The organism is Paenibacillus sp. P46E, assembly GCF_001909095.1.
In the GTDB taxonomy this organism is placed as follows: Bacteria; Bacillota; Bacilli; order Paenibacillales; family Paenibacillaceae; genus Paenibacillus_AQ; species Paenibacillus_AQ helianthi.
In genome coordinates this window covers 193,393-206,749 of sequence record NZ_LVYZ01000001.1, presented here as the reverse complement: position 1 = coordinate 206,749, position 13,357 = coordinate 193,393, and the positions used below count along the sequence as shown (strand labels likewise).

General features: G+C 50.0%; 9 protein-coding genes. 6 read left to right on the top strand and 3 right to left on the bottom strand.

Going from position 1 to position 13,357, the window contains the following annotated elements:
• Window positions 1-258 precede the first annotated feature (258 nt).
• From A3849_RS00850 to A3849_RS00825, 6 genes are all read left to right on the top strand, one after another.
• Window positions 259-1,296 (top strand): LacI family DNA-binding transcriptional regulator, encoded by a 1,038-nt coding sequence (locus A3849_RS00850; RefSeq protein ID WP_074109722.1) that lies wholly within the window; start codon window positions 259-261, stop codon window positions 1,294-1,296.
• Window positions 1,297-1,536: 240 nt separating this feature from the next.
• Window positions 1,537-2,199: a beta-phosphoglucomutase gene (gene pgmB, locus A3849_RS00845; RefSeq protein ID WP_074109721.1), complete on the top strand. Its 663-nt coding sequence runs from the start codon at window positions 1,537-1,539 to the stop codon at window positions 2,197-2,199.
• Between the two features lie 270 nt (window positions 2,200-2,469).
• Entirely contained in the window at window positions 2,470-4,788 is a 2,319-nt protein-coding gene (locus A3849_RS00840; RefSeq protein ID WP_074109720.1) for a glycoside hydrolase family 65 protein, read from the top strand.
• A gap of 277 nt (window positions 4,789-5,065) precedes the next feature.
• Entirely contained in the window at window positions 5,066-6,754 is a 1,689-nt protein-coding gene (locus tag A3849_RS00835) for a glycoside hydrolase family 13 protein (protein WP_074109719.1), read from the top strand.
• 81 nt (window positions 6,755-6,835) lie between these two features.
• Window positions 6,836-7,729, top strand: a complete 894-nt coding sequence (locus A3849_RS00830) for an AraC family transcriptional regulator (RefSeq protein WP_256700605.1) — start codon at window positions 6,836-6,838, stop codon at window positions 7,727-7,729.
• A 175-nt stretch (window positions 7,730-7,904) separates the two neighbouring features.
• Window positions 7,905-8,750, top strand: coding sequence for a DegV family protein (locus tag A3849_RS00825; protein ID WP_074109717.1), 846 nt, complete (start codon window positions 7,905-7,907; stop codon window positions 8,748-8,750).
• Between the two features lie 1,002 nt (window positions 8,751-9,752).
• Here the strand turns inward: A3849_RS00825 and A3849_RS00820 are convergent.
• The 3 genes from A3849_RS00820 to A3849_RS00810 all read right to left on the bottom strand — a co-directional run bounded on the left by A3849_RS00820 (window position 9,753) and on the right by A3849_RS00810 (window position 13,346).
• Entirely contained in the window at window positions 9,753-11,417 is a 1,665-nt protein-coding gene (locus A3849_RS00820) for a PAS domain-containing sensor histidine kinase (RefSeq protein WP_074109716.1), read from the bottom strand.
• Window positions 11,418-11,743: 326 nt separating this feature from the next.
• Entirely contained in the window at window positions 11,744-12,445 is a 702-nt protein-coding gene (locus tag A3849_RS00815; RefSeq protein ID WP_256700604.1) for an ABC transporter permease, read from the bottom strand.
• Window positions 12,429-13,346, bottom strand: a complete 918-nt coding sequence (locus A3849_RS00810; RefSeq protein WP_074109714.1) for an ABC transporter ATP-binding protein — start codon at window positions 13,344-13,346, stop codon at window positions 12,429-12,431. The genes A3849_RS00815 and A3849_RS00810 overlap by 17 nt, the downstream gene beginning before the upstream one ends.
• Window positions 13,347-13,357 lie beyond the last annotated feature (11 nt).

Below are 13,357 nucleotides of genomic sequence, written 5' to 3'. Positions count from 1 at the left end.
CAACCAGCAGAAAGACCGTTCGTTTACATCGCTGATGGCAGAAAAATAGACCGCCACCCGTTCTGCACCCTTCGCAGCAAGCTCCTAATCTTCCTCTTCATCACCTGATCTCATTGGTAAAGTGCAGGGGGGCTAGCGTCTCGGGCTGCCCTGCAGAACCATTAACCATCTCACTGAACAAGAGTTTCACTATTTACAATTAACAGCTCTTCGATTAATATTACAGAGTAAAGCAAACGGTTCCATAAGGAGGTTTCTATGACAGTTACCATCAAGGACGTGGCTAAGAAAGCGGGAGTATCTCCCTCCACTGTATCCCGGGTGTTGTCAGGCCATCCCAGAATTAGCCTAGAAACTTCCCGTAAAGTCAAAGTGATTATGGAGGAAATGGGCTACACTCCGAATATGATGGCCAAAAGCCTGGTTTCGAAGACGACCAACAGCATTTGCATTATCCTCCCGAAACCGGCTGAAGAGCTGTTCTCCAATTTGTTTTTTATGGAATTGATCCGCGGGATCGTTACACAATCCAGCCGATCCGGCTATGATGTGCTGATCAGTTCCGGCGCGAACGAGAAGGAAGAACTTGAGTCCGTCTCCCGCCTGCTCAAAGGCCGCCGTGTTGACGGCGTTATTCTGCTGTATTCACGTAAAGACGATGCGGTGATTGATTTTCTGGAATCGGGTGGCTACCCTTTTGTACTGGTAGGGCGAAGTGACCGCTATGAGGATATCTTATCGGTGGATAATGATAATATCATGGCTGCATACGATGCTACCAACCACTTGATATCGATGGGACATGAACGTATTGGCTTTGTCAGCGGGCCGCCCAACCTCATCGTTTCACGCGACCGGCTTGAAGGCTACCGCAAAGCGATGGAGAAGAACGGACTGGAAATGCGGGCCGAATGGATTGTCGAAGGTGAATTTTTGCAGGACAGCGGCTACAGGGCGATGTCTTTCTTCATGAATCTCCCGAACCGTCCCACAGCACTTGTAGCAGTCGATGATATGGTCTCTTTCGGTGTCCTTCGCGGGCTGAATGAGCTGAAATACAAGGTTCCTGAGGATCTGGCGATCGTCAGCTTTAACAATATTCCGCTTTCGGAATTGTCGAGCCCGCCGATCAGCAGTATCGATATCGGTATCTATCATCTAGGCTACACCGCTTCCCAGGTGCTGATCCAGAGCATCCAGAAACCGGATAACCATGACGGATATACGAACCGGTTCGTAATTCCGCACCGCTTAATCGTCAGGGAATCTTCCATGTATTCACCGGTGAAGAAGTAACTGCGCAACAAAATAAATGAAGCTATCGATGCTTCATTTATTTTTTCGACACTTGTACAAACGTTTGCGCTACATAAAGAGCAAGCTCACAAAAACTTAAGCGTACGCTTTCGAAGCGAGTTTTGTACGAAGTGAATCGATAAAGTTACGCTTACAAAACTTAAGCCTATGCTTTCGAAGCGAGTTTTGTACGAAGTGAATCGATGAAGTTATGCTTACAAAACTTTTAGGAGGTTCAATATGTCAGAAATTAAAGCCTGTTTATTCGATTTGGACGGCGTGCTCGTCGATACTGCCAAATATCATTACATTGCTTGGAGAGAACTGGCCGAGCAGCTCGGCTTCGTCTTCACCGAGAAGGATAATGAACGTCTCAAGGGCGTCAGCCGGACGGCATCACTCAACATTCTCTTGGAGATCGGCGGATTGACCCTGGACGAAGAACGCAAAGCCGAGCTCGCCGAGCAGAAGAACAAACGCTATGTCGAATACATCGCCAAGATGGACAGTTCGGAGATTCTGCCGGGCGCTCTGGATTTCCTGAAGGAATGCCGGGCGCAGAAGATCAAGACTGCTCTCGGCTCCGCCAGCAAAAACGCCATGATGATCCTGCAGAACACCGGACTTACGCCCTATTTCGATGCCATTATCGACGGCACTCACACCAGCGCGGCCAAGCCCGATCCGGAAGTCTTCCTCCTCGGAGCCAAAGCTGTTTACGCTGAACCTGAAGAATGTGTTGTCTTCGAGGATGCCGAAGCAGGGATCACCGCCGCTATCCGCGCTGGCATGCGCAGTGTAGGCATTGGTTCGCCGGAGACACTTTCGGCAGCCGATATCGTTGTCCCTTCGCTTGCGCATATCACTGTTGCAGCACTCAGGGAATCATTTACAAGCGTTTGACGAACATTAACTGTTATAAGTAATGCGAGTCTCTTTTGCCCTACTTTTTATAAAAGAACTATATGTGAGAACGGAGCGGGCGAAAGGATTGTGAAGAAGCGTCAGCGCTCGCCTTTATCCCCGGATGCTTACCTTAAGCTTCAATCGGAGGATCCGGGGACAACAGCGATCGTAACAACCTTTCGCTTGCGGAGCGGCCTGCACGTAGTCTGCAACATCGAACAGATAGTTCCATTTATATCATCCCCCATTTAAAAGGAGCCGGTACCCATGAAACAATATTTAAAAATCGACGAATGGTCCATTATCGAAGAATCCTTTGATCCGCAAACCCAGGAAATTTCTGAAAGCGTCTTTAGCCTCGGGAACGGGTACATGGGCGGACGCGCTAATTTTGAAGAGCAGTACAGCGGGCATAGCCTGCAAGGCAGCTACATGGCTGGCGTCTACTATCCTGACAAAACACGGGTGGGTTGGTGGAAAAACGGCTACCCCGAATATTTTGCCAAAGTGCTGAACAGTACGAACTGGATCGGGATCAACGTTGACATCGATGGCACACCGCTGGATTTGGCGACTTGCACCGTTAGTGATTTCCACCGGGAGCTTAACATGAAGGAAGGCACCTTGTCCCGCAGCTTCACGGCCACTACGGAGAGCGGAAAAGAAGTGAAGGTTGAGAGCATACGTATTGTCAGTATGGCCCGCCGCGAGATTGGTGCGATCCGCTACTCCATCACTCCGCTTAATTTTGCCGGAGAGCTGACCATTACCCCCTACCTCGACGGTGACATTAAGAACAAAGATGCCAACTATGACGAGAAATTCTGGAATGAAGTCGAGAAAAAAGGCGCACCGGACGGCGGGCACCTGACGCTGAAAACAAAGAAACTCGATTTTCACGTGACCTCGGCCTATCTCTTCGACATTCTCGTGAATGGTGACAAGCTTACACATACGGCTGAAGCTATCGAGCAGGAAAAATATGTGGCCAGCAAAGTGGCTTTCCCGGTAAAATCCGGCGATCAGGTGGTTATTTATAAGTATGCCGCAAATGTCACCTCCCGTAATCATGGGCTGGGCCAATTGGTTGAGGCCGCAGAAACCGCGCTACACAGTGCCCGGGAGGCTGGTTTTTCGGCATTGTTGACCGAACAGGCGGAAGCTTGGAAAGATAAATGGAAGGAAAGCGACATTATCATTGAAGGCGATGTGTCGGCGCAGCAGGCGATCCGGTTCAACATTTTCCAGCTGAATCAGACCTATACCGGTGAAGATGACCGGCTAAACATTGGACCTAAGGGTTTCACCGGGGAAAAATACGGCGGCAGCACCTATTGGGATACAGAAGCTTATTGTGTGCCGTTCTACTTAAGTACTGCGGATTCCTCGATTGCCCGCAACCTGCTGATCTACCGGTACAAACATCTGGAGAAAGCTAAGGAAAATGCCCGCAAGCTCGGCTTCAAAAAAGGTGCCCTCTATCCAATGGTGACGATGAACGGCGAGGAGTGCCACAACGAGTGGGAGATTACGTTCGAGGAGATCCACCGCAACGGCGCGATTGCCTATGCGATTTATAACTATGTGAACTACACCGGAGACCAAGCCTATCTTGGCCAATATGGCCTCGAGGTGCTGGTGGAAATTTCCCGCTTCTGGGAGGAACGCGTGCACTATGTGCCGCACAAGGACAAATATGTAATGCTTGGCGTCACCGGTCCGAACGAATATGAGAACAATGTTAACAACAACTGGTATACGAACCGGATGGCTTCCTGGACAATGGAATATACACTGGAAGCGCTGGCGTATCTGCAGGAGAATGAGTCCGCCCGCTACGCAGAGCTGGTCGACAAGCTGGAGCTTGCAGAGACTGAAACAGTGAAGTGGAATGAGATTATTGCCAAAATGTACTATGCAGCCGATGAGGAACGCGGGATCTTCCTGCAGCAGGATGGCTTCCTCGACAAGGAGATCATTCAGGTCAAGGATGTACTGCCCGAGAATCTGCCGCTGAATCAAAAATGGTCCTGGGACCGCATCCTGCGTTCTTGCTTCATCAAACAGGCTGATGTACTGCAGGGACTCTACTTCCTGGGTGACCGCTATGATCTGGGGACCAAAAAGCGTAATTTCGATTTCTATGAGCCGATCACTGTTCATGAATCCTCCCTCTCCCCTTGCATCCATTCGATTCTCGCCTGCGAGCTGGGATACAAGGAAAAGGCATATGAAATGTACCTGCGCACATCGAGACTGGATCTCGACAATTACAACAACGATACGGAAGACGGCTGCCATACCACCAGCATGGCAGGAACCTGGATGTCGATCGTGCACGGCTTCGGCGGACTGCGTGTCCAGTCGGGCCGGCTGATACTGAATCCATCGAATCCCGGCCACTGGACGGCATATTCGTTCAAGATCATGTTCCGCGGCTCCCGTCTGAAGGTGAACGTTACCGATGTGTTGGTTACTGTGGTTAACGAAACCGATATTCCGGCGTCCATCACGATTCATGGCAAGGATTATACTGTGAACGGGCTGAGCAGTGTTACGTCTGAGGGCTCTTCTGTTACTGTGTAATCTTTGTTACCCCGGAGGCTTTAAGCTACTTCGGGGCTTTTTTTATAAGTTGAACAGGAAAATTGAATCAGCAAGATTGGTGGAGGGGAAATTTGGAAGTGTAGGAGCGTCAGCGTCCGCCTTTATGTTTGGATTTCTACCGCAATCTGCGGTCCAATCAGGAAATCCAAACATAACAGCGGCCGGAACTCCAAATCTTCTCTGGAGCCAAGACTGTTGCTGTTTCCATTTTCAAGCTTATCTTATATCTCCAATACCACTCAAAGGAGCTTACCCAATGAACAGAACCTTTTGGAAAGAAGCCGTAGTCTATCAAATCTACCCTCGCAGCTTCCAGGACAGCAACGGAGACGGAATCGGGGATCTGCGGGGGATTATCTCGCGACTCGATTATCTGCAGGAGCTGGGGGTGGATGTTGTCTGGCTGTCGCCGGTCTATAAGTCCCCAAATGATGACAACGGTTATGATATCAGTGATTACGAGGATATTATGGATGAATTCGGCACCTTGCAGGACTGGGAAGAGCTGCTGAACGGGCTGCATACACGCGGCATCAAGCTGATGATGGACCTTGTCATCAACCACTCCTCGGATGAGCACGCATGGTTCCTGGAATCCCGATCCTCCAAGGATAGTCCGTACCGGGACTATTATATCTGGCGTCCCGCTGGTCCTGATGGCGAGATGCCGAACAATTGGAGTTCCATCTTCAGCGGTCCGGCCTGGGAGCTGGATGAGAAGACAGGCGAATACTACCTGCATCTGTTCTCCCGCAAGCAGCCGGATCTCAACTGGGAGAACCCGAAGCTGCGGGATGCGCTGTACAAGATGATGGAGTTTTGGCTGGACAAAGGAGTGGACGGACTGCGGATGGACGTCATCAACATGATCTCCAAGGTCGAAGGCCTGCCTTCTGCCCATCAGGAGGGTCTTGCTCCCGGCGAACTGGCCGGTGGCGGGGAATATTATATGAACGGGCCTCGTGTCCACGAGTATCTCCAGGAAATGAACCGCGAGGTTCTCTCTAAATATGATGTGATGACAGTGGGTGAAACTCCTGGGGCTACGGTAGACGACGCCATCCTCTACACTGCTGAGGAGCGGCATGAGCTGCAGATGGTTTTTCAATTTGAGCACATGGACGTGGATTCCGGCCCTGGCGGCAAGTGGAATGTGACTCCCTGGACCCTGACCAAGCTACGAGATATTCTGCATAAATGGCAGGTGGGTCTGGCGGAACGCGGCTGGAACAGCCTGTACCTGAACAACCATGACCAGCCCCGGATGGTTTCCAGGTTCGGTGATGATGGGGAATACCGCGTCATTTCGGCCAAAATGCTGGCTACCCTGCTGCACACGCTGAAGGGAACCCCTTACATTTATCAGGGTGAGGAAATCGGTATGACGAACGTGAAGTTCTCCCGGCTTGAAGATTACAAGGATATTGAAATTCATAATATGTACCGGGAAAAGGTGACCGAGGGCGGCGGTGATCATGATACGATCCTCAAGGCCATTCATTCCAAAGGCCGGGACAATGCACGTACGCCTATGCAATGGGACTCTTCAGCCAACGCAGGATTCACAGAAGGAACTCCTTGGCTGAAGCTCAATCCGCGTTATGAGGAGATCAATGTGGAACAGGCGCTGGCCGATCCGGATTCGATATTTTACTATTATCAGAAGTTGATCCGGCTGCGCAAAGAGCATCCCATTATGGTATACGGCGACTACGAGTTGCTGCTGCCGGAGCACGAGAACATTTATGCTTATACCCGGACGCTTGAGGGCGAGCGGTGGCTGGTACTGCTGAATTTCTGTGAAACGCCGCAAACCGTAGAACTTCTGGATGAGCTGAACGCTGTAACTGAAACTATCATCAGCAATTATCCGGAGGAGCAGGCAGCCATGGACCGGAGAACCCTGCGTCCTTATGAGGCCAGAGTCTGCCGGCTGGGTAGATGACTCCTTCCCCTCTCTTCAGCTATACTATAATCAGACCTGTCTTCAATGAGCAGAGAATAACAGGACCGCTCAGGAGCAAGCATGATAGTATGGATACAAAGGGAGATGGCAGATTTGGAATGGCTGATCCGCATGAAAAATGCACTGGATTATATGGAGAGCAAGATGACTGAACCCATGCGCATAGAAGACGTTGCCAGGGTAGCCCATGTCTCTCCTTTTCACTTCCAGCGTATGTTCAGCATGCTGACCGGGGTAACGATGGCAGACTATATCCGCAAACGGAGATTAACCCTGGCGGCTCAGGAGCTGGCTATTTCAAAAATCAGGGTGCTGGACGTGGCATTGAAATACGGCTACGATTCCCCCGAGGCATTCGCAAAGGCATTCCGCAAGGCGCATGGGCTAACCCCCTCCGCTGCGCGAGAGCCTGGCGTGCAGCTCAAAGCATTCCCACGCCTCTCCTTCCACCTATCTTTGAAGGGAGATCAGGAAATGGAATACAAAATCGTGGAGAAAACAGCTTTTACCGTTATCGGCAAATCTATGGAGGTTACCACACGGGATGGAGAAAATTTCCGCAGAATCCCTGAATTCTGGAATGAGTGCAATGCAGACGGAACTTCAGATAAGCTGATTCAGCTTGGCACTGACCCCAACTGGCTCGGAATCTGTATGAGTATGGACATGGAAAAAGAACTGCTGTCCTACTGGATTGCAGTTGAGGGTACCCCGGAGATGAATACCGGAGGTTATGAGACTGCTGTGGTTCCGGCTGCAAGCTGGGCTGTATTCACTTCAACCGGCCCTATGCCCCATGCGATTCAAAAGGTGTGGCAGCGGATTTACCAGGAGTGGTTCCCGGGAACGGGCTATGAGCATACAGGCGGACCCGAGTTTGAGCTATATCCACCAGGAGATACATGTGCCGAGGATTACGTTTGTGAAGTGTGGATTCCGGTGATGAAGAAGTAACCGTCTCTACGTTAATTTTCAAGATCAGCCGCATCTGCGGCTGGTCTTTTTGCAGATGTAGGAGTAAAACTATTATTTTCATTTTGAGAAATGGTGCGGGCTTGGTATAATTACAGATTATACGGCTTTTATACTATGAAAGATTGTCATCCGAGAATCGGTGAAGGAGAAATTCATGTCTATCGTAAAAATCTTTTCAGACAGCACATCTGATTTGCCTCAAAGCTGGAAGGAAAAATATGATATCAGTATTGTGCCTTTGTACGTTGTGTTCGACGATGCCACTTACAAAGATGGGGTGGATATCACGCCTGAGGAAGTGTACGAACAGGTAGCTGCACGCGGTGCCCTTCCCAAGACAGCAGCACCCTCGCCTGCCGATTTCATGACTGCCTTCGAGCCGGTGATCCGGGATGGAGGAGATATCGTCTATATCAGTCTTTCCTCTGCCTTATCCTCTACATATCAGAATGCCCTGCTGGCTGCCGGGGAGTTCCCGGAAGGCCGGGTGCAGGTGGTTGATTCCGAAACGCTGTGCGGAGGCATTGCCCTCCTGGTTATGAAAGCCGCCCGGGCGGCGGTAAAAGGTCAAAGTGCCCTGGAGATTGCCGCTATGCTGAAGGAGTGCCGCAGCCGGGTGGAGACAGAATTTGTTGTGGATACGCTGGACTATCTGTATATGGGCGGGCGTTGCTCGGGTATGCAGAATCTTATTGGAAGTTTGCTTAAGATCCGGCCTGTACTGCGTTTGATTGACGGCGCCATCGTCCCGGTCAGCAAGATTCGCGGCAAGAAAGAAAAGGTCGTCGAGCAGATGCTACAGCATGCTCTGGCCCATGCAGGTGAGATTGACAGGGAGCTTCTAATTGTCGCCCACACCCTCGCAGAAGAGGATGCCAGATACTTGGAGCAAGCACTCCGGGAACAGACAGGGGTGGACGAAATAGCCACCATTCATGCAGGCTGCGTGATCGGCAGCCACTGTGGCCCTGGAACAGTAGGCCTCATGTATATGCGTTAATAAGACTGTTGATGGCAGTTGAGCATTCTCCAGCTGCAGCCGCAATCAAATAGCCAGTGCTCTCTGTGTCGAGCCCATTGACTGCATTTTATGCAGACATGGGTTCGTTTTCTTTGTGGCTGCCCTACTTATCCACATGAATATTAAAACGTTACTATATAAATTGGAATGCTATTTACATTTGGGGCGTGGTCGCTGCTGTGGGAAATGTTTGAACTTCCGGCCGCTGTTGTTGCAAGAATTCCTTGATCTTTTTAGTTTCCGGGGGTTATGGGGTTCGGGTTCGGGTTCGGGTTCGGGTTCGGGAGCTCACGATTCTAACTAAGTGGATTTTCTCCACCAATTTTTTTGTCTTTTGTTCTTTTTCAGAATGTAAGTGGAATGTATCCACTTACATTCTGAAAAAATAACCAAAATGGCCCCATTTAGCCGCTCCTGATTTATTTAGATTCACTTTTTCCACTTAACTCAATGTTTACCTAATATTTAGTTGAATTAGGTTTACTTTTTCCACTTAGCAACAGCGAACTCTTATTGATCTGGTAGGTTCCACATAAATGCACAGAGCCGATTGGTTCACACACATAAATGCACCGAGCCACTTAGTTCACACATAACCGCACTGAGCCACTACTTTCACACATAACCGCACTGAGCCACTACTTTCACACATAACCGCACTGAGCCACTACTTTCACACATAAACGCACCGAGCCACTACGTTCACATATATACGCGCACAGAGCCGGTTAGTTCATACATAACCGCACTGCGCCACTAGGTTCACTCGTAAACACACAGAGCCGGTTGGTTCACACATAAACGCATTGAGCTACAAAATTTACATAAAACCGGGCTGCTGCACAAAAAAACAGCTGGTCCCCGGTCCTTGCATTCACCAGAGACGTGCTGTTTCCTACTGTAAAAGCCTCCAGCTGTCCGGCCCGGAGTTACTTAGAAGGCGGTACCCGCCTGCTTGTGTTCAACACGCTGGAGTCAGGTTCAGAGCATAATCTCCGCCTCTATCTCTTCTTTGACGAAAGGGAGCATGAAGCGGAAGGTCGAGCCCCGGTCTTCTTCACTCTCCACAAAGATGGTTCCGCCCATCAGCTCCACCAGCTGCTTACAGATGGCTAGTCCAAGACCCGTGCCCCCGTATTTGCGGTTAATGAACGGATGCAGCTGGGAGAAGGACTGGAACAGCAGATTCAGCTTACTATCCGCAATCCCGACCCCTGTATCCCTTACCGAAAATTCCAGCAGATACTCCGGAGAAGCCGGCAACTCGATATTTTTCACAGACAAGGTTACGCTTCCATGTTCAGTGAATTTCAGTGCATTGCCTACCAGGTTCACAATGATCTGCCGTAAACGGCTGGGATCCGTGGTCACAATAGCTGGCACACTGGTATCCGCCCACCACCGCAGAGCAAGCTTTTTCTCTTCCGCTTTGGGGGTAAATAGATCAATGATGCTCTCAATCATTTCACGCAGATCGAATCTTTCCGATAGCAGCGGCATTTTGCCGGCTTCCATCTTACTGAAATCGAGGATATCATTCAGAATTTTGAGCAGGCTGTAGCTGCTGCTGCGCAGAATCTCGGCATAGGTGCGCTGCTCTTCTGCAAGCTGTGTTTCCAGCAGCAGATCGGCCATTCCAATCATCCCGTTCATCGGAGTACGGATCTCATGGCTCATCATCGCGAGAAAGTCGGACTTGGCCTGAGCTGCCTGCTCCGCTGTTTCTTTGGCCCGGAGAACCTCACGTTCATTGGAAGTATCACTGAAGGAACCTACCACACCGCATATGATCCCTTTATGCAGAAGCGGCGCAATCCGGTAGCTGACAAAAAAACTGGTCCCGTCTTTCCTCCAGAAAATCTCATCCGTCTTGCTGCGGGTAATGCCATCCTGCAGGGTCTGCAAGATCGGACATTCACTCTGCTGGTACCTGGAACCGTCTCCACGGATGTGGTAAATCTGATCGGCAAGACTCCGGCCGATCAATTCGGACGGCGCATAGCCCAGCATATCAGACCCTTCGCGGTTAATGAAGAATGTTCTGCCCTGTGTATCCAATCCAAAGATTCCCGCTGCAACAGAGTTGAGGATCAGAGCGAGATGCTTGTCCTCGGACATTTCCAGCACCAGCTCCGCCTTCTGCTGCTCCTGCGCTGCAGCGTTCTCAATCTGTTCCTCTTCTATTTCTGGTATCCGGTCATCTGTCCAAGCCACGGGAGGATGATCTTCCCCAGTCAGGAGCCGGTGGAACCATTCCTGAAGCGGAAGAGGCAACCTGCAGCTCTGGTCATAACGGATAATGGCGAATATGCCTGCGATTCCTTCTTCTGCTTTTACCGGCACATAGGTAATAGTGGTTAGGCTGCTTCCTGTGCTCTCTTCAGCCTCCAACTCAAAACTGGAGCCGATACCCCCGAGTGCTGCGGCAAAATGTTCTTCTCCAGGAAGCTTCGGTTCCAAATGAAAGGATTGCTTATGGAGCTCTGCGCCTGTTCCAGCGGCAGCTTCTAATGGACAGTTACTGTCCACATACTGCCCCTGCCTGTCCAGCACAATAATCAGATCAGGATGATGATCGTATAACACTTTATAGGCACTTTCCTCCGAAAGCACCCGGTTCAGAATGGATGACCATTCTTTAGGCATAGCCCACCTCCTCCGCGCTTCAATCTTTCGTTCGTCTGTTCAGAAGCTGCGGATAAACTATATATGTAATTACAATCTTAACTGCCCACAGGCAGCAGCTACCATCAGCCATCATTGGATATGATCAAAAATTGCTGAAATATATACTATTATAGCAAAAAACCGCAGTTGACCGCTATCAAAACATTGACGCCATGCGGTTTTCAAGCAAAAAAAGCCCCTCCGGCAGAGGAACAAGGATATATGGAAATCCTTACTATCTGTGGAGGAACCTTTGAACTGTGAATGCCAGGGTTGAGGTCAATCTAGCATGATTCCAAAAACATTCAGGCAATATCCTTCTGTTCAATATTCCGGATGGACAGGTAAGCGATACCTGCGCCAACAAGGGCCAGTGCCAGAGAAACCCCTACCTGATTGCCCATACGGAAATTACCGAAGCCGGAGGAAATCAGGCTGACAACCAGCACCGCAGTAACGATGGTGGCCGGAACGGATTTTTTGCGCATCCCGATGAATAGTGGGATTAAACCAATGCCTGCTGCATATACCGCATCGGTACTGATTCTGATCAGTTCTGACGGAATAATGTTGAGATCAAACGAACCCGGAATCACATGGGTGAAGGAGTTAATCCCCACCAGAACGGCGTTAAGCAGAATATCTGAGACAAAAATACTAACAACGGTAAACAAGAACACGATGATGATTTTGGCAGCCATGAGCTTTTTGCGGGAGATAGGGTACATGAAGAGTAACGTAATGGTATTGTTCTTATACTCCTCAATCACCAGCTTGCTCAGCACCACAGAAGCAAAGATGATAAAGGCTGCCTTGGTGAAGACATACACACCTTCGAACATATCCGCATACGTCTTGAATTCGCCGCCGCTTTCACTCGTGTCGATGTAGGTGACGAGAATCATGAAGGCAAGAATAGCCAGATTGGTAATAGCGACTCCCTTGAGCATGCCGAGGAGCTTGTTTTTACGAATTTCCAGTTGAATCAGCTTAAGCAATGCCTTCACCCCCCATCAGTTCTACAAAATGATCTTCCAGCGAATGATTCTTTTTACTCAGACTTTCCAGCTCCACATCCGCTTCTGCCAGCGCTTTGTTCAGTTCCCGTTGCTGCACGGCATCGTAAATACGGATCGTCCGGGGGTCCATCACTTTGAAGTTGGTGAGGCCCAGCTTGTGCTCCAGAATATACACCGCTTTGCTGCTCTCTCCGGTAATCAGTTCAATGTACTGCGTATCCCGGCTGCGGATCGTATCCATCGCCACTTCCTCCAGCAGGATTCCCTCACGGATGACACCAATCGTATCGGCTACCTGTTCAATCTCCCCCAGAATGTGGCTGGAGATCAGCAGCGTCATTCCGTATTCCCGGCTCAGCATGCGGAACACCTCGCGCAGCTCCTTGATGCCCATAGGGTCCAGTCCGTTGATCGGCTCATCCAGAATGAGCAGCTCCGGCTTCGTCATCACCGCCCGGGCAATGCCCAGCCGCTGCTTCATCCCGAGAGAGAACTGCTTGACCGGTTTTTTGTCCACACCCTTCAGCTTCACCAGCTCCAGTGCCTCTTCCATGGCCTTCGCATCGTAGTAGCCCATATATTCTCCATGCAGTTGAAGATTTTCTCTGGCGGTCAGCTTATCGTAAAATACCGGATATTCTATAATACAGCCCATACGCTTCAGCATTTCATACGAGCGGTCGGTCATACTTTCACCGAAAAATTCAATGTTCCCCGCCGTCGGCTTTACCAGATTGGTGATCATCTTCATCACAGTGGTTTTGCCCGCGCCGTTGGGTCCCAGGAACCCGTAGATTTCGCCTTGCTTGATGCTCATATTCACGCCATTAACAGCCTCTTTGCCTTGATACTCCTTCGTTAAATCCCAGGTCCGTAATATGGTAGTCATTTCTGTTATCC